Origin of the sequence: Mucisphaera sp. (assembly GCF_965279675.1) — a bacterium.
In the GTDB taxonomy this organism is placed as follows: domain Bacteria; phylum Planctomycetota; class Phycisphaerae; order Phycisphaerales; family Phycisphaeraceae; genus Mucisphaera.
Genome location: NZ_CBDIIJ010000002.1, coordinates 1,477,413 through 1,495,133, shown reverse-complemented (window position 1 = coordinate 1,495,133; position 17,721 = coordinate 1,477,413). Strand labels below are relative to the sequence as shown.

Here is a 17,721-nt window from a genome sequence, read left to right as displayed (position 1 = left end):
TGGCGGATCGGGGGTCTTGAATACGGCTCGATAGGGCTGGCTGCTATGCTGGGTGGCGCTAGGAGTGCATCATGGGTGTTTCGACGCGGATGTTTGATCTATCGGGCAAGGTGGCGCTGGTGACGGGTGGTGGGACCGGGATCGGTCAGGCGATTGCGGCGGCGCTGCTGGAGCATGGGGCTCGGGTGCTGATTGGCGGGCGGCGGCTGGAGGTGATCGAGGAGACGGTTCAGGAACTGGACGGGATTGTCATCAACGACACGGACGAGCCGACGGTGGCCGGGGTGTCGCTGGACGTGACCAAGGGGGAGTCGGTGCAGCGGGCGGTGCGCAAGGCGGTGGATGTGTTGGGTGGTTTGCATATCACGGTGCATGCGGCGGGGGTGTTGGCGAAGGTGCCGACGGCGGAGCTCGACCCGGCGGTGATGAATGATTTGTATGACATCCATGTGACGGGAGCGCTGCGTTTGGCGCAGGCGGCGAGGCCGATCTTTCAGGAGCAGCACGAGGGGTGTGTGATTCATCTGGCGTCGATCAGCAGCTTTGTCGGGCTGACAGAGGTGACGGCTTATGCGGCGGCGAAGTCGGGGGTGTTGGGGCTGACGCGGAATCTGGCGACCGAGTGGGCACGTCACGGGATACGGACGAACGCAATCGCGCCGGGTTTCATTCCAACGGACATCAACCGGAAGGCTATTGAGGGGACGGATCGTGGGCGTCGGATTCTTGAGAACACGCCTATGGCGCGGTTTGGGACGGCTGTGGAGATTGCGGGAGCGGCGGTTTATCTGGCGTCGCCGGCGGGGCGGTTTGTGAACGGGCATACGCTTGTGGTGGATGGTGGTTTTCTGGCGAACGGGGTTGGGGATTCGGTGGCGGAGTGGGAGTGAACTGTGGCCGATCTACAGCAAACCAGGGCCTCGATTTGGGATTCAAGCTTGCCTGGATGGTTTACATGGACCGTTCTAGGTGGTTTGGCTTTGATGCTGTTTATCCCATTTCTTCAGGCTAAGCAGGTTGCAGATAAGTCAGATGAGTTGATGCATGCGACTTCCGCACATGCTTACGTTTGCGCACTTGCCATCCATCACATCGAAACAACCGACACAATGCCGCAGTCATGGAGTGATCTCCTTGCACAAACGTCCTCCGTTGAGGACACCGACCTTCACGCGTACTGGCGGGAGCGGCATGATTACCTGCGTGAGCTTGTAGAGATCGATTTTGCCTTAGTGGGTAAGGCTGTGGATCAAGAGAGTTTGTTTAATTTCACACAGGCGATGACTCTGAAAGTAGACGAGCCAGAACTGGTTCCGAGAGATGAGGCGGATCTATAGATCACATCATTGAGACTTTAGAGGAACCTGTGGACTCCGTAGGGCTACGATGAGTCATAAGTGAGTCGTCCAACGTTTAAGGTTTGAAAGTGAGCATGATGCCTAGTCCTTTAGCTTCCAGCGAGATTGAAAACGCACTTAGAGAATTGCCTGGCTGGGCACTTGATAACAACAAGCTGACGAAGACCTGGAAGCTCGCAGACTTCAAGGCGGCGTTTGGGTTTATCAGTCAGATCGCGTTGCATGCGGAGCAGCAGGGTCATCATCCGGAGTTGTTCAATGTGTATTCGACGGTGCGGATTGCGCTGAGCACGCATGACGCGGGGGATGCGGTGACGGAGCTGGATGTGGGGTTGGCGAAGGCGATCGAGAGCATCGGGGTTTAGGAGGTTGTGATGGAGTATCGTCGTCTGGGCAAATCGGGTTTGCAGGTGTCGGCGTTGTCGTTCGGGTCGTGGGTGACGTTTGGGAAGCAGGTGGAGTCGGATGCGGCGGATCGGCTGATGGGGATGGCTTATGACGCGGGGGTGAACTTCTTCGACAACGCGGAGGGGTATGAGCGGGGTCGGTCTGAGGAGTTGATGGGCGAGGCGCTGGGGCGGCTGGGCTGGCGGCGGGATTCTTATTGTGTGTCGTCGAAGGTGTGGTGGGGGACGGTGCGTGACGGGGAGCCGCGGCCGTGTCAGCGGGGGTTGTCGCGGAAGCACGTGGTGGAGTGTTGTGACGGCGCGATCCGGCGGATGGGGTGTGAGTATCTGGACCTATATTTCTGCCATCGGTACGACCCTGAGACGCCTGTTGGCGAGACGGTGCTGGCGATGGACAACCTGATCCGGCAGGGGAAGGTGTTGTACTGGGGCACGTCGAACTGGTCGGCGGCTCAGATTTTTGAGGCTTATGACGTGGCGGTGCGGAATGGGTTGATCCCGCCAACGATGGAGCAGGCTCAGTACAACCTGCTGAATCGGGAGCCGGTGGAGCGGTCGTTTTCGGGGTTGTATGACCCGGGGCACGTGGGGCTGGGGACGACGATCTATTCGCCTCTGGCCTCGGGGCTGCTGACCGGGAAATACAACGACGGGATTCCAGACGGGTCGCGGCTGGACCTGCCGGGGTACGAGTGGCTGAAGGAGATGCTGCTGTCGGACGATGGCCGGCGGCTGAAGCAGGTGAAAGCGCTGGGGCGGGTGGCGGATGAGGTGGGGCTATCGATGACGCGGTTTGCGGTCGCTTGGGTGCTGAGCAACCGGAATGTGTCGACGGCGATTCTTGGGGCGTCCCGACCGGAGCAGTTGGAGGAGACGCTGAAGGCGGTGGGCGATGTGGAGAAGATCACCGAGGAGGTGAAGCAGCGGGTGGATGAGGTGTTGGGGGGGTGAGGGGTGTGGGGCTCTTCATATCGATCGGCCCGGGCCGACACGGCCCGGCTCACCGGGACTCAAGAAGTCTGTTTCAAGCGGCTTTTTCGTTGTTGCCGTCGTGCACCTGGATTTCGGTCATGAGCATCAGGTCGATGATGGAGAACTCGTCATCGGTGAGATGGTGAATAACGACGGTGCGACCACGTTTGGAGAAGGAGAGATATTCGCTGTGGGGGATGAGGAAGGAGCGGCCGTCGGCCATGCGGATGGTAAAAGGCTTGAAGGGCTGGGCTCGGTAGACGGTCTGAAGCTGCTGAACGGTCATGCCACCAGTATAATCCGCAATAATTAAGAATCAAGATTATTTTTTTGCGGGCTTGGGTTTGGGCAGGCGTCCGGTGGCTTCGTTGAGGGTGTGGAGCTTGTGGGCGAGTTCGGGGGTTAGGAGGTTCTGATCGAGTCGCCAGGTCCAGTTGCCGCGTTTCTTGCCGGGGACGTTCATGCGGTGGCTGGTGTCGAGGTTGAGCAGGTCCTGGGGCGGGATGATGGCGGTGGTGGCGGGTGAGGCGAGGGTGATGCGGGTGAGGTCGTGGGCGACGTTGTCGGGGGTCCCGCCTGTGTAGGCGAGGATGCGTTGCTGGGTTTTGGCTGAGGTGGTTTGGTAGTAGCCGTGGAGGGTGTCGTTGTCGTGGGTGCCGGTGTAGGCGACGGCGTGTCTGGGGTGGTTGTGGGGGGCGTGTTCGGCGTCGGGTTCGTCGAAGCCGAACTGTGTGACGGACATGCCGGGGAACTTCATGGCGTCGCGGAGGGCTCGGGCTTCGTCGGTGACGACGCCAAGGTCTTCGGCGATGACGGGCATGGGTCCGAGCTGTTCGACAAGGGAGGCGAAGAAGGCGGAGCCGGGTCCGGGTCGGTACTTGCCGTCGCGGGCGTCTCGTGTTTTGGCGGGGATGGCCCAGTTTCGGCAGAAGCCGAGGAAGTGGTCGATGCGGACGGCGTCGAACTGGTTAAGGGTTCGGCGCATGCGCTGAGCCCACCAGGCGTAGTTGGTGTGTTCGTGTTCGGCCCATCGATAGAGGGGGTGGTCCCAGACCTGCCCGGTGTCGCTGAACATGTCCGGGGGGACGCCTGAGATGGCTTTGGGCGAGCCATCGGGTTCGAGGTCGAAGAGTTCGCGGTGGGCCCAGACGTCGGCGGCGTCCATGCCGACAAAGATGGGGACGTCGCCTATGAGTCCGATGCCGGCGTCGTGGGCGGCCTGTCGGAGTCGGTGCCACTGCCGTTCGAAGGTGAACTGGACGAAGGCGTGGAAGGCGATGGGCTGGGCGAGTTCGACGCGGGCTTCGTCGATGGCTTTGGGTCGTCGGAGTCGGAGGGGTTCCGGCCACTGGTGCCAGGGCTTGCCGTGCTGGGTGGTGCGGATGGCCTCGTGGAGGCACCAGTCGCCTAGCCAGGCGGACTCGCGGTCGAGGAAGGCGGCGTAGCACTCGTCTTTTTCGAAGCGTTGGAAGGCGGTCTGCAGGAGGTCGTAGCGGAGCTGCTGGGCCTGGGTGAAGGAGGCGGCGTGTGTGGGGAGCTGCTCGGCGGCGGCGAGTTCTTCACGAGTGAGGAGGCCGTCATCGACGAGGGCTTCGAGGCTAATGAGGGCGTGCCAGCCGGCGAAGGCGGAGATGGATTCGTAGGGCGAGTTTTCGGGGCTGGCGGGGGTGATGGGGAGCATCTGCCACCAGCGGAAGCCGGCTTTTTTGAGCCAGTTGACGAGTCCGAGTGCGGGGTGGCCGAGGTCGCCGGTGCCGTAGGCCCCGGCTAGGGAGGTGAGGTGGAGCAGGAGGCCGGCGGCGCGGTCGTTGAGGGTGGGGATGGCGGGTTTTGAGGGTTTTCGAGACATGGGTGGGGACAGGATAGCGGGTGGGCCGTTGAGAGGCGGGGATTTGTGGGGCGTTTATGATGTGGGACTCGCCTGGCGTGTTGGGCCAAGCGGCAAGCAGAAGAGGACAGTTGCAGATGAGTCAGAGCATGACGGGTGTGTTGCCGCCTGCGTATCGGCCGGTGGAGGTGGAGAAGGCGATCACGGAGCGCTGGCTGGCGGCGAAGGCGGGTCATGCGGCGGTGGATGGTGCGGGGGGTCGTCCGGCTTATTCGGTGGTGATTCCTCCGCCTAATGTGACGGCTGCGTTGCATCTGGGTCATGCGCTGAACAACACGTTGCAGGATGTACTGGTTCGGTTTCATCGGATGCGTGGGTTCGACACGATGTGGATGCCGGGGACGGACCATGCGGGGATTGCGACGCAGACGGTGGTGGATAAGCGTCTGCAGCAGGCGGGCGAGCCGTCGCTGAAGGATTACAAGCTGAAAGAGGCGGCGGGTGAGGGGGGGCGTGAGGCTTTTATTGAGAAGGTTCAGGCATGGAAGGATGAGTACGAGGCGCGGATCACGGAGCAGTTGCGGGAGATGGGGTGTTCGTGTGACTGGGATCGGCAGCGGTTCACGATGGACCCGGTGTGCGCGAAGGCGGTGCGTGAGGCGTTCTTCCGGCTGTTTAAGGACGGGCTGATTTATCGGGGGAAGCGATTGGTGAACTGGGACCCGGTGTCGCAGACGGCGCTGGCGGATGACGAAGTTGAGATGCAGGAGGTGGACGGGCACTTCTGGTACATGAAGTATCCGGTGGTGGATGGGGCGGGTAACGAGACGGGGGCGTTTGCGACGGTGGCGACGACGCGGCCGGAGACGATGCTCGGGGATACGGCGGTGGCGGTGAACCCGAAGGATGGCCCGCGGGCTGCGCTGATCGGGAAGTCGGTGCGGCTGCCGATTGTGGGGCGGGTGATTCCGATCATCGGGGATGACTATGTGGTGATCCCGGATGAGGACTCGGAGGATGCGAAGGCGCGGATGGCTTCGGGTTTCCTGAAGGTGACGCCTGCGCATGACCCGAACGACTGGGAGATCGGTCAGCGGCATGATCTGGCGGCGATCAATGTGATGGCGCCGGACGGGTCGATCTCGAAGGATCACGGCTGGCCCCCGGAAGAAGAACCCGAGAAAAACACTGAATTACAAGCGTTTTGGGGGTTGTCGCGGGAGGAGGCTCGGAAGGCGGTGGTGCGCTGGTTTAGGGAGCGGGATCTGATGGCGGAGGCGCGGCCTTACCGCCATGCGGTGGGGCACAGCTACCGGAGCCACGTGCCGGTGGAGCCTTATCTGTCGGACCAGTGGTATGTCAAGGTGACGGATGATCGGCTGGCGGGGGCGGCGCTGCGTGCGATGGCCCCGTCGCAAAGATCCGAATCTGCGGGACCGGTTTGGACTGAGGAGAATCCGTTCGAAGTGCCTGTCGCTGGGGTGTGGCGCAAGACGACGGGGGACGCGGATGCGTTGGAGGCAGGGTTGCAGGCTTATCCGCATGAGGCCTATTCGATCGAGACGGAGGGGGATGACCTGGTCGTGCGGGTGGAGCAGGGCTGGGAGGACAAGCTGGAGATCAACGAGCTGAATGAGCTCCTGGAACAGCTTGGTTTCGAGCGATCGGATGAGGCGACGGGTCTGACGTTTTATCCGGCGCGTTATGCGAAGACGTTCCAGGTGTGGCATGAGAACATCCGGGACTGGTGTATTTCGCGTCAGCTTTGGTGGGGGCATCGGATTCCGGTGTGGACATTCAAAACGAGTAAAGAAACACAGCAGCGGTTTCAGGACTTTTTAGCTACCAAAGATTCCGTTGAGAAGCGACAAGTCTCTGCTGAAGAGATATTCAGTGCAGAAGAAATAAAAGCTGGAGAAATCGCAAGTGAAATATGTGAGTCATATCCAGAAGTGACCTGGAAAAGAGGATTTGCATATAGCGATCCTCTATCAGATCTGTCGGTTATGGAGAACATGCTTAGCGTTTGTCTTAATACTGATGATCCGGAGCCATCAAAGAAGCTAGAAGCCGCTGGCTTTGTGCGAGACCCGGACGTGCTGGACACCTGGTTTTCTTCGGCGTTGTGGCCGATGAGCACGATGGGGTGGCCTGCGGCGGAGGGGGAGATGGCGGGGTTGCTGGAGCGGTTTAATCCGACGTCGGTGTTGTGTACGGCGCGGGAGATCATCACGTTGTGGGTTTCGCGGATGGTGATGTTCAACCTGTATTTCCTGGGGCGGCTGCCGTTTCGGGATGTGTTTATCCACGCGATGATTCAGGATGGTCACGGGCAGAAGATGAGCAAGTCGCTGGGGAACGGGGTGGATCCGATGGACATCATCCATTCGCATGGGGCGGATGCGATGCGGTTTACGTTGACGTCGATGACGACGCAGACGCAGGACGTGCGGATGCCGGTGGACATGATTGATCCGCATTCGGGGGAGGTGTTTACGCCTAAGTTCGTGACGGGGTCGGGGGGTGTGAAGGTGGCGGCGCCGGAGCAGGTGAGTCCGGCGGACAAGACGAAGAAGATGGTGAGTTCGTATGGGGTGGCTTCGGGGAAGTCTGTGCCGAGCGATGAAGCGCCGCTGGCGCGGAATACGTCGGAGAAGTTTGAGTACGGGCAGCGTTTTGCGAACAAGCTTTGGAATGCGAGCCGATTTTCGCTGGGGTATCTGAAGGACCTGGATTCGGGTGGGGAACTGGGTGCGTTGGGCCTGGCGGATCGGTGGATCTTGTCGCGGTTTGCGCGGGCGACGGCGGCGGCGACGGAGCAGTTGTCGGGTTATGAGTTTGCGCCGTATGCGACGACGCTTTACGACCTGGTGTGGCGTGATCTTTGTGACTGGTACATCGAGGCGGTGAAGCCGACGGTGGCGGAGAGTGTGACGCAGCAGCGGGTGTTGGCGGCGTGTTTTGATGCTGCGCTGCGGTTGTTGCATCCCTCGATGCCGTTTATCACCGAGCGGTTGTTCGAGGCGCTGGGTGAGGTGTCGCCGGATCGGTCGGTGGATGGGGTGTCGTTGGCACCTTCTGAGTTACTCGCGACGGCGGCGTGGCCGGTGTTTGATGGCGGGTTGGTGGATGAGGGGGCGGAGGAAGCGTTTGAGTTGGTGCGTGCGGTGGTGGGTGGGATTCGGGAGATTCGGACGGCGAACAAGGTCCCGCCTCGGGATCGGGTGACGGTGTCGTTGAAGGCGGGGGGTGAGGTGCTGGCGTCGCTGGAGGCGCACGAAGGTTTGATTCTGGGGTTGGCGAGTGCGGATTGTGGGTCGATTGGTGCGGACGTTGAGCGGCCTGGGGATGCGGCGTCGGCGGTGGTGTCGGGGGTGGAGGTCTATGTGCACGGGGTGCTGGATGTGGAGACGGAGCATGCGCGGCTGACGAAGCGTCTGGGTGAGTTGGCGGGTCAGATCAAGAATCTGAAGGGTCGGCTTGGGAATGAGAAGTACGTGAATGGGGCGCCGGCGCATCTGGTGGAGGAGACGCGGAACCAGTTGGCGTCGGCGGAGGCGGAGGAGGAGACGGTTCGGGGGCAGTTGGAGGCGCTTTAGGGCGGTTGAGTTGCTGGCGCCGGTCGGCAACTGGAAGAAGACGGTGGGGGTATTGGTGTCGGGGTGGGGGGAGCGGGTGTTTGAGAGCCCGGCCGTGTCACGGCCCGGTTATGGGTGGGTGGTCGGAGGATGGCATTGGGACTCTTGGTTCTGTGGGCACGCGGCGGGTTAGGGGAGTCTGGTTGGGTCGCGAGGGGGTTAGAGGGTTTGGAGGGTTTTTCGGCGGAAGGCGGTGAGGGCGATGGCGAGGGCGTCGGAGACGTCGACGGGTTTGGGGGGTTCGGGGAGGCCGAGTTGGGTGGTGATGGCGGCCTGGACCTGTTCTTTGGAGGCGTGTCCGTGTCCGGTGATGGATTTTTTGACTTCTGTGGAGGGGAGGTGGTCGATGGTGAGGCCGGCCTGTTGGGCGGCGAGGAGGATGACGCCTCGGGCGTGGGCCATGACGATGGCGGTTTGGGGGTGGGCGTAGTGGGCGTAGAGTTTTTCGATGGCCATGGTGGCGGGGTTGAAGCGTTGGATGAGGTCCTGGGTGTCGGCGTGGAGTTGGGTGAGTCTTGCTTCGATGTTCTGGGTGGCGGGGAGTTTGATGATGCCGGCTTCGAGGACGCGGGGGTCGTTGAGCCGTTGGGTGGGGGCGAGGATGGCGTAGCCGGTGATTCTTGATCCGGGGTCGATGCCGAGGATGATTGGTGGGTCGGGGTTGGGGGTCATCTTTTAAGGGTATCGGTTTGGGGCGTATACTCGCGTTCAACTAAGCCGGGGCAGACGCCACGGATAGCGCCACGGAGGGCATTTTGGCCAAGCGACGCGGACGAACCAAGACGAAGACGGACGAATCGGATCTGTTTGCGAGTGCGGGGGCTGGCGGATCGGGTGGCGGTGGTGTGATTGACGCTGTTTCGCTGCACGATGCGGCGAGCGAGCGTTATCTGAATTATGCGTTGTCGGTGATTACGAGTCGGGCGCTGCCTGATGTGCGGGATGGCTTGAAGCCGGTGCAGCGTCGGATTCTGTACACGATGTGGCAGCAGCGGCTGACAGCGGAGGCGAAACATAGGAAGTGTGCGAAGGTGGTGGGGGATGTGATGGGTAACTATCACCCGCACGGGGATTCGGCGATTTATGACGCGTTGGTGCGGATGGCGCAGCCGTTTTCGCTTCGTGTGCCATTGATTGACGGGTCGGGCAACTTCGGGTCGCTGGATGGTGATCCGGCGGCGGCGATGCGTTACACGGAGTGTCGATTGGCGGGGGTGTCGGCGGAGATCCTGCAGGAGATCGGCCAGCAGACGGTTGATTTCCGGCCGAACTACGACGGGACGAAGAGCGAGCCGGTGGTGTTGCCATCGCGGCTGCCGAATCTGTTGATCAACGGCTCGTCGGGAATCGCGGTGGGGATGGCGACGAGCGTGCCGCCTCATGCGCCGGGTGAGGTGTGTAAGGCGTTGCTGAAGCTGTTGGATAACCCGGAGATCAAGCCGTATCAGCTTGTGGGCAGGGATGCGATTCAGGGGCCGGACTTTCCGACGGGCGGGCAGTTGATTGCGGAGAAGGCGGCGCTGCGTGAGCTGTACCAGACGGGTTCGGGGAGTGTGAAGCTGCGGGCGACGTGGCAGGCGGGCAAGGCGGGTCGGGGCTCGAAGGAGCTTCTGGTGACGTCGGTGCCGTATGGGGTGAATAAGTCGGTGGTGGTGGAGCGGATCGCGGAGGTGATTGTCGGTCGGAAGCTGCCGTTGCTATTGGATGTGCGGGATCTGTCGACGGATGACGTGCGGATTGTGCTTGAGCTCAAGAAGGATGCGGATGAGCAGATGGTGATGGCTTATCTGTTCAAGCACACGCCTTTGCAGGTGAATGTGGGGGTGAATCTGACGTGTCTGGTGCCGACGGAGAATCCGGAGGTGGCGGCGCCGCAGCGGTTGGGCTTGAAGGAGGTGTTGTGGCACTTCCTGCATTTCCGCTTGGGTGTGGTGACGCGGCGGCTTGAGTTTGAATTGGCTCAGCTGGAACGGCGGATTCACCTGCTGGAGGGGTTTGCGATCGCGTTTGATGCGTTGGATGAGATCATCAAGATCATCCGGGCGTCGGAGGGGAAGGCGGACGCGGCGGCTAAGCTCATGAAGCGGTTTGGGGGCAAGGGTGGGCTGGATGAGGAGCAGACGGATGCGATTCTGGAGCTGAAGCTGTATCGGCTGGCGCGGCTGGAGATCAACCTGATCCGGGAGGAGTTGAAGGAGAAGAATAAGCGGGCTCGTGAGATCCGGCAGCTGCTGAAGTCGGATGCGGCGGACACGGGTTCGGGGATCTGGCAGATTGTTCGGGGGGAGATCGAGTCGCTGGGCAAGGAGCTTGGCAAGAGCGAGCCGCGGCGGACGGTGATGGATGAGGGGGCGGCGGATCCTGAGTTTGCGGCGGAGGATTTTATTGTTGAGGAGGACAACCATGTGCTGGTGACGGCGGATGGTTGGGTGAAGCGGCAGAAGGAGATCAAGGATCCGGGCAAGTCTCGTGTTCGGGATGGGGACCGGGTGCTGGCTTGTGTGGGTGGGTCGACGCGGTCGACGGTGGTGTTCTTTTCGAGTCACGGGGTGGCGTACACGGCGCGGATCATCGATCTGCCGGCGACGACGGGGTATGGCGAGCCGATCCAGAAGCTGTTCAAGCTGGCGGATGGCGAGCGGGTGGTGGCGGTGATTTCGCTTGATGAGCGGTTCATGACCGATGTGGCGAACGAGCCGGATGTGCCGCATGCGTTGGCGGTGAGCGATGACGGGTATGGGCTTCGGTTCTCGCTGTCGGGGTATGCGGAGCCGAGCACGCGTTCGGGGCGGCGGTTCGCGCGGCTGGCGAAGGGGGCGCGGGTGTTGGGGGTGGCTTATGCGGGTGATGATGAGACGTTGATGGTGGCCTCGGAGCAGCGGCGGGCGCTGCTTTGTCGGGTGGACGAGGTGAATGCGTTGTCGGGTCCGGGGCGGGGTGTGATCGTGCTGAAGCTGGGTTCGGGCGATCGGCTGATCGGGATGCGGGTGGCGGAGACGGAGCGGGATACGCTGACGGTGGTGACGGGTCGTGGCGCGGAGCAGCGGATCAACACGGCGAAGTACGAGCTATCTTCCCGAGGCGGCAAAGGCCGCGAGATCGTTAAGACCGGTAGCGTGAAGGGGGTGATTCCTGAGGAAATCGAAGCACCGGAGCTCAAGTCGGAGGGTTAGGGGCCGATAACTCTTCTGCACGCCCAGCGGCCGGATGTCCCGGCGGGGCCCAGAGACAGGGGAGTTGTCCGATGTTCAAGCCTTTTGTGATTGTATTCGCCGTGGGTGCCATGGCCGCAGCTTTGCTGACGGGTTGTGGTCCGAAGGAAGCGGAAGCGGATTCGGCTCAGGCCGAGCGTAAGCTGATTTTCTGGGTGGAGAACGACACACCTTTTGAGATCAGTGAGGTGGTGGTGACGGGTGCGGAGATGCCGATGAGCTTCGGTACGATCCGGCCGGACCAGGATGAGGACCTGAAGCATCCGTCGCTGACGGCTCCTCGGCATGCGGAGGTTCACTGGACGGAGCCGGGCAAGGGCCGGTTCTGGCGTCCGCTGAAGATGGGTCGGTGGTACAAGGATGGGTATACGGGTCCGATCCGGTTTGTGATCCATCGTGACCGGACGGTGAGTGTGGAGCTGGATCGCTAAGCGGTCTGAACAACTGACGTGCGGGCTGGTCATGTATGATCAGCTGTGTCTCCCGGGGGGTAGGCTGAGGGGCCTACCCCCCTTTTTCGTTTGGTGATATGTGGCTTGTATGATTGATCGCTTCGTCAAGGAGGACGAACCATGACCCCCCCTCCCCCCGCTCCACCCCCCCCTCCCCCCCCTGCCGCGGTTCCACCGGCTGCTGCTGCTGCGTACAGCGCGAAGGACATCACGGTTCTGGAGGGGTTGGATCCGGTTCGGAAGCGTCCGGGGATGTACATCGGGGGTGTGGGTTCGGCTGGGTTGCATCATCTGGTGTGGGAGGTGGTGGACAACTCTGTTGACGAGGCGATGAACGGTCATGCGAGCGAGGTGGTGGTGACCCTTGGCGCGGACGGGGAGACTGTGACGGTTTCGGACAATGGGCGTGGGATTCCGGTGGACGTGCATCCGAAGCACAAGAAGTCGGCGCTAGAGATCATCCTGACGACGCTCCATGCGGGCGGGAAGTTTGAGGGTCAGAACTACAAGACGTCGGGCGGGTTGCATGGGGTTGGGGCGTCGGTGGTGAATGCGTTGTCGAAGCGGCTGGATGCGGAGGTGCGTCGGGATGGGAAGCGGTATTCGCTGTCGTTTGTGGCGGGCAAGCCGACTGGGAAGCTGAAGGCGAAGCCGGGCGCTCGCGGAACGGGGACGACGATTCGGTTCACGCCTGATGCGACGATTTTTCCGAAAACGCGTTTTGATGCGAAGGTGATTCGAGAGCGGCTGGAGGTGATCAGCTATCTGCATCGTGGTTTGCGGGTGGTGTTTGAGGACGAGGGGGCGTCGGGTGATGAGAAGAAGGTTGTGTTTCGGCATGAGGAGGGGATTCGGCAGTACCTGGATCACCTGATGGCGCAGCGGGGTGCCCGGCCGATTCACGAGAGTAGTTTCTGGACGGAAAAGGAGAATGGTGGGCGGGTGGAGGTGACGCTTCGGTGGACGGAGTCGACGGATGAGCATGTGCGGAGTTATGTGAACGGGATCCCGACGGGGGATGGGGGGACGCATGAGAATGGGTTTCGGGCGGGGCTGGGGAAGGCGGTTCGGAATTACATTGAGACGCATGGGTTGTCGCCTCGGGGTGTGACGCTGACGGCGGAGGACTTGCGGGAGGGATTAATTGCGATTGTGTCGGTGTTTATTGGGGAGCCGCAGTTCCAGGGGCAGACGAAGGATCGGCTGAACAATGCTGAGGCGACGGCGCTGGTGGACAATGCGGTGCGGAGCAGTCTTGAGCAGTGGTTGAATGCGAACGGGACGGCGGCACAGGCGATTGTGGCGCGGATCATTGCGGCGGCGCGGGCGCGTGAGGCTTCGCGGGCGGCTTCGGCGGCGGTGTCGCGGAAAACGCCTACGGCTCGGCTGATGCTTCCCGGAAAATTGGCGGACTGTCTAGCGAAGGATCGGACGGAGACTGAGTTGTTTGTGGTGGAGGGGGATTCGGCGGGTGGGTCGGCGAAGCAGGGGCGGGATCGTCAGCGTCAGGCGGTGTTGCCGCTTCGGGGGAAGGTGCTGAATGTGGAGTCGGCGACGCTGAAGAAGGTGCTGGACAACAAGGAGTTGGCGGACCTGGTGACGGCGCTGGGGTGTGGGATCGGGAAGGACTTTGATCTGTCTAAGATGCGTTACCAGCGGTTGATTCTGCTGGCGGATGCGGATTCGGACGGGCATCACATCACGACGTTGCTGCTGACTTTTATCTATCGGTTTTTGCCGGGTCTGATTCAGGACGAGCGGGTGTTCATCGCCTTGCCGCCTCTGTATCGGGTGGACGTGGGTCAGGAGACGTTCTGGGCGGCGGATGATGCGGATCGGGATCGTATTCTTGGCGAGTTGAATGGCCGGTCGAAGGTGGAGATCACGCGGTTCAAGGGGTTGGGCGAGATGATGCCGAAGGTGTTGTGGCAGACGACGTTGAATCCGGGGACGCGGCGACTCTTGCGGGTGGAGATTCCGGATGCGATCGAGGCGGATCGGGTGGTGAATGAGTTGATGGGGAAGGATGCTTCGGCGCGTTTTCGTTTCATCATGGAGCGTGCGGAGACGGCGGAGGCGTTGGATGTTTGAGCGGGAAGGGGTGGGTCTAAGCGCTTGAGCTGTTTGGTTCTGTGGCCAGCAGAGCTGGCCACGGCCACTCATGTGTGTTGGTCGTCGGTACACGGCTGAAGGTTCTTGGTCTTGTTTCTCTTGACTTGGATCGAGAAGAAGGCTTGTGGGAGAGATGCGTTCGTAGTGGTTGGGTTTTCCGGAGAGTCTTTGGGTGTTGTTGGTTGAGAGCCCGGCCGCGTCGCGACCGGGTTATGGCTTTTTGGTTCTGTGGGCACGCGACGTGCCCACAGCCACCCGTGTTTGTTGGTGTTCGTGTGGTGATTGCCCCAAGGCTTCCGCCTTGGGCTCGTGAAGGCGATGGGAGCGATTGTCCAAAGGCTTGCGCCTTGGGCTCGTGAAAGGAGTGGGAGGGTTGTTGGAGGCTTGGGTTTAGCCGCCGGAGACGACTTTGCCTACAGAGAAGATGGGAAGGAGGAGGGCGATGGCGACGAAGCCGATGACGATGCCGAGGACGGCGATCATGGCGGGTTCGACGAACTGGGTCATGGCTTTGACGCCTTGTTCGAACTCGTCTTCGGCTCGTGAGGCGGCTCGTTTCATGACATCGGAGACGCGGCCGGCGCGTTCTCCTGAGGCGATCATCTGGGAGACGGGTTTGGGGATGAGGGGTGATTCGTTGAGGACGGTGGAGATGGCGCCGCCTTGCTGGACTTTGTCGGCGACGTCGTCCCAGAGTTTGGCCATGTGGTGGTTGGTGGTGACTTCTCGGGTGATGGCGATGAGGTCGAGGAGCGGGACGCCGGCGTCGATCATGACGCTCATGGTTCGGAAGGAGCGGGTGAGGTAGAGCTTGTTGAAGAGGGGGCCGATGAGGGGGAGGCGCAGCTTGGCGGTATCGATCGCGCGTTTGCCGGGCTGTGTTCTGAAGAAGAAGATGAAGCTGGCGACAGTGGTGGCGATGGCTGCGGCGAGCATGTGCGGCCAGAAGTTGGTGACGGCGTAGCTGATGTTGAGGAGGAGTTGTGTGGGCAGGGGCAAGTCAGCTCCGCGGCTGGCGTAGATGGAGGCGAAGCGTGGGAGGACGAAGCCGATCAGGAAGCTGGTGATGGCGAACGTGGCGACGAACATGACGACGGGGTAGGTCATGGCGGAGCGGACGGTTCGCTGGATCTTCTGTTCCTGTTCGAGGTAGAGGCTGACACGTTCGAGCATCTCCGAGAGCGTGCCGGAGGCTTCGGAGGCCTGGATGAGGGAGATCATGAGTTTGGGGAAGGCGGCGGGGTATCGCTGGAGGCTTTCGGAGAGCGTGGCTCCGGCCTGCACGCGCTGGCCGATGTCGGCGAGGATGGCGCGCATGTTAGCGCCGGTGGCCTGGTCGGCGACGGCGTCGAGGGCGTCGCGGATGGAGACGCCAGCGTCGAGGAGGATGGCGAGTTCGTGCGCGAAGAGGATGACGTCGGATCGCTTGACGGTGGTCCGGTCGGTGGGGGCTGCTGCGGCGCTTGAGGAGCTTTGCTCGGTGGGTTTGGTCTTTGAGGGCTGGATGTTGATGGGGAAGAGGCCACGCTGGCGGAGTCTGGCGCCGGCGTCGGTGAGGCTGGCGGCCTCGAGGACGCCGAGGTCGAGCTGTCCGTTGGCGGTTCTTGCTTTGAAGCTGAACGCGGGCATGGCGTTTGTCTCGCTGGCGCTTGCTTAGAGCGCGGTGGCGGTGAGCAGTTCCTGGATGGTGGTGTGTCCCTCGACGACTTTGTCGATGCCGTCGTCTCTGAGGCTGATGTAGTCGTTGCTGGCGGACGCAATTTGGCGGAGTTCCTGGAGGGAGGCTCCGCGGCAGACGGCGTCGAGTGCTTCGTCGGAGGGGGTGTAGAGCTCGTAGATGCCGAGTCGTCCTCGGTAGCCGGTGTCGAAGCACTGGGAGCATCCGACGGCGTGCTGGACTTCGGTGAGGTTGGCGACGGGTCCGCCGATGCGGTCGAAGAAGCGTTTTTCGTCGTCGGTGGGTGGTCCGGGTTCGCGGCAGTTGATGCAGAGTCTGCGGACGAGTCGCTGAGCCATGACGGCGCGGACGGAGGCGGCGATGAGGTAGGGTTCGACGCCTATGTTGACGAGGCGTGTGATGGCGGCGGGTGCGTCGTTGGTGTGGAGGGTTGAGAGGACGAGGTGTCCGGTGAGTGCGGCCTGGGTGGCGATGCGTGCGGTTTCTGCGTCGCGGATCTCGCCGACCATGATGACATCGGGGTCCTGTCGGAGGAGGGCCCGGAGAGCGGATGAGAAGGTGAAGCCGGTTTTGTCGTTGACCTGGAACTGGTTGACGCCTTCGACGCCGTACTCGACCGGGTCTTCGACGGTGGAGACGTTGCGTGTAGGGTCGACGACCTGTCGGAGGGTGGCGTAGAGGGTGGTGGATTTGCCGGAGCCGGTGGGTCCTGTGACGAGGACGATGCCGTTGGGCTGCTGGACGACATCGAGGTAGCGTCTGAGCATGTTCGGGCTGAGGCCGAGGGACTCGAGTTCGACGAGGGCGTTGGAGGCGTCGATGATTCGGATGACGATTTTCTCGCCATAGCGTCCGGGCATGGTGGAGACGCGGAGGTCGACGGCGCGGCCGTCGCAGTGGATGGAGATGCCGCCATCCTGGGGGATGCGTTTCTCGGAGATGTCCATGCCGGCCATGATTTTGATGCGGCTGGCGATGGGCGCGAGCATGCCGGCGGGTGGGGTCATGCGTTGGTCGAGTCGTCCATCAACCCGGAAGCGGACGCGGAGCGATTTGTCGCCTGGCTCGATGTGGATGTCGGAGGCTCGTTCGCGGATGGCCTGGTAGAGGACGTGGTTGACGAGCTTGATGACGGGCGAGCTGCCGGCGGTGATGTCGTCTTCGGTGATGTCGGCGATGTCGGCGTCGGCGATGTCGTCGGTGAACTCGCTTCCCCGGACGATGTCGTCGACGGAGGTGGTCATGGTCCCGACGGTGAGGAGTCGTTGGGCGTCGCGGATGTCTTCGCTGGTGGCGACGACGATCTGGACGGCGGACTGGGTGATGCGTTCGACCTCCTCGATGAGGAAGACGTCGGTAGGTTCGTTGACGGCGAGGGTGAGGAGGCCGTTGATCTGGAAGAGGGGCGCGGCGATCTGCTCGGCGAGGAACTTGGCGGGGAGCAGGTCGCTTAGGGCGGTGTCGACAATGCCTGGGCCGAGCCTGGCGAAGGGGATATCGAGGGCGTCGGCGACGGCTTCGAGGGTCTGCTGCTCGGTGACCATGCCGAGCTCGATGAGCACCTGGCCGAGGAGTTTGCCGCGGCCTTCGGAGCGTTGGTGTTCGAGTGCGGCGTTGATCTGGTCCTGGGTGACGAGCTGCTTGGCCAGGAGGATGTCGCCGATGCGGACGCGTTTGGGTGCGGCGTTTTCTGTGTGGGGTGGTATCTGGCTCATGCCGCCTCCCTGAGTCTGGCGACGGCGTCGTCGAGGGTGGGGACCTGCTCGAAGCGCTGGTTGAGTCGTGTGACGTGGAGGATCTGTTCGACGACGGCGGGTGTGTTGGCGAGGATGAGGCGGCCAAGGTGTTCGCTGACTTCCTCCTGGATAGCCAGGAGGGTTTCGAGTGTTCGGGAGTTGAGGCCGCGGGCCTGGTTGAGGTCGATGATGATGTCGCGGCCGTGGTGGCCGAGGTGGTCTTTGGCCTCTCTTCGGAGTCTGTCGGCGTCGTTGGGGTCGGGATCGCCTATGAGTGCGATGATGCCGAGGTCTTGTTGTTGTTGTTGGCGTTTGATCTTCATGGCTC

Annotated in this window: 14 protein-coding genes; 8 read left to right on the top strand and 6 right to left on the bottom strand. The window is 62.0% G+C overall.

All coding sequences use genetic code 11. The annotated features are described in order from the left end of the window. Positions 1 to 71: 71 nt before the first annotated feature. The 4 genes from ACQZAB_RS06520 (at position 72) to ACQZAB_RS06505 (ending at position 2,716) form a co-directional block, all read left to right on the top strand. On the top strand, positions 72 to 890 hold the full coding sequence (locus ACQZAB_RS06520; RefSeq protein ID WP_428388165.1) for an SDR family NAD(P)-dependent oxidoreductase: 819 nt from the start codon (positions 72 to 74) through the stop codon (positions 888 to 890). A gap of 3 nt (positions 891 to 893) precedes the next feature. Then, positions 894 to 1,337 (top strand): hypothetical protein, encoded by a 444-nt coding sequence (locus tag ACQZAB_RS06515; protein WP_428388163.1) that lies wholly within the window; start codon positions 894 to 896, stop codon positions 1,335 to 1,337. Positions 1,338 to 1,435: 98 nt separating this feature from the next. After that, positions 1,436 to 1,723 carry a 4a-hydroxytetrahydrobiopterin dehydratase gene (locus tag ACQZAB_RS06510; protein WP_428388161.1) on the top strand — a complete coding sequence of 96 codons (288 nt, stop codon included), beginning with the start codon at positions 1,436 to 1,438 and terminating at the stop codon, positions 1,721 to 1,723. A 9-nt stretch (positions 1,724 to 1,732) separates the two neighbouring features. Beyond that, positions 1,733 to 2,716 (top strand): aldo/keto reductase, encoded by a 984-nt coding sequence (locus tag ACQZAB_RS06505; RefSeq protein ID WP_428388160.1) that lies wholly within the window; start codon positions 1,733 to 1,735, stop codon positions 2,714 to 2,716. A 73-nt stretch (positions 2,717 to 2,789) separates the two neighbouring features. Here the strand turns inward: ACQZAB_RS06505 and ACQZAB_RS06500 are convergent, their stop codons facing one another. Then, entirely contained in the window at positions 2,790 to 3,023 is a 234-nt protein-coding gene (locus ACQZAB_RS06500) for a hypothetical protein (protein WP_428388158.1), read from the bottom strand. Between the two features lie 36 nt (positions 3,024 to 3,059). After that, positions 3,060 to 4,586 (bottom strand): 4-alpha-glucanotransferase, encoded by a 1,527-nt coding sequence (gene malQ / locus ACQZAB_RS06495; RefSeq protein ID WP_428388156.1) that lies wholly within the window; start codon positions 4,584 to 4,586, stop codon positions 3,060 to 3,062. 116 nt (positions 4,587 to 4,702) lie between these two features. Here malQ and ACQZAB_RS06490 point away from each other — a divergent pair, with 116 nt between their 5' ends. Then, positions 4,703 to 8,164 (top strand): valine--tRNA ligase, encoded by a 3,462-nt coding sequence (locus ACQZAB_RS06490; protein ID WP_428388154.1) that lies wholly within the window; start codon positions 4,703 to 4,705, stop codon positions 8,162 to 8,164. Between the two features lie 198 nt (positions 8,165 to 8,362). Here the strand turns inward: ACQZAB_RS06490 and ruvC are convergent, their stop codons facing one another. Beyond that, on the bottom strand, positions 8,363 to 8,875 hold the full coding sequence (ruvC, locus tag ACQZAB_RS06485) for a crossover junction endodeoxyribonuclease RuvC (protein WP_428388152.1): 513 nt from the start codon (positions 8,873 to 8,875) through the stop codon (positions 8,363 to 8,365). 83 nt (positions 8,876 to 8,958) lie between these two features. On the opposite strand from ruvC, the gene ACQZAB_RS06480 reads away from it, so the two are divergent. The 3 genes from ACQZAB_RS06480 (at position 8,959) to ACQZAB_RS06470 (ending at position 13,958) form a co-directional block, all read left to right on the top strand. Next, positions 8,959 to 11,376 (top strand): DNA gyrase/topoisomerase IV subunit A, encoded by a 2,418-nt coding sequence (locus ACQZAB_RS06480; RefSeq protein ID WP_428388151.1) that lies wholly within the window; start codon positions 8,959 to 8,961, stop codon positions 11,374 to 11,376. 71 nt (positions 11,377 to 11,447) lie between these two features. Continuing rightward, on the top strand, positions 11,448 to 11,846 hold the full coding sequence (locus tag ACQZAB_RS06475; RefSeq protein WP_428388149.1) for a hypothetical protein: 399 nt from the start codon (positions 11,448 to 11,450) through the stop codon (positions 11,844 to 11,846). A 141-nt stretch (positions 11,847 to 11,987) separates the two neighbouring features. After that, positions 11,988 to 13,958, top strand: coding sequence for a DNA gyrase/topoisomerase IV subunit B (locus ACQZAB_RS06470; protein WP_428388148.1), 1,971 nt, complete (start codon positions 11,988 to 11,990; stop codon positions 13,956 to 13,958). A gap of 411 nt (positions 13,959 to 14,369) precedes the next feature. Here ACQZAB_RS06470 and ACQZAB_RS06465 read toward each other — a convergent pair whose 3' ends face one another. From ACQZAB_RS06465 to ACQZAB_RS06455, 3 genes are read right to left on the bottom strand one after another with little or no spacing between them, the layout of a single operon-like run. Continuing rightward, entirely contained in the window at positions 14,370 to 15,608 is a 1,239-nt protein-coding gene (locus ACQZAB_RS06465; RefSeq protein WP_428388147.1) for a type II secretion system F family protein, read from the bottom strand. A 24-nt stretch (positions 15,609 to 15,632) separates the two neighbouring features. Continuing rightward, the gene (locus tag ACQZAB_RS06460) at positions 15,633 to 17,372 is read right to left on the bottom strand and encodes a GspE/PulE family protein (RefSeq protein WP_428388145.1); all 1,740 of its coding nucleotides are present in this window, start codon (positions 17,370 to 17,372) and stop codon (positions 15,633 to 15,635) included. Next, positions 17,369 to 17,716: an STAS domain-containing protein gene (locus tag ACQZAB_RS06455; RefSeq protein WP_428388143.1), complete on the bottom strand. Its 348-nt coding sequence runs from the start codon at positions 17,714 to 17,716 to the stop codon at positions 17,369 to 17,371. The genes ACQZAB_RS06460 and ACQZAB_RS06455 overlap by 4 nt, the downstream gene beginning before the upstream one ends. Positions 17,717 to 17,721: the final 5 nt, after the last annotated feature.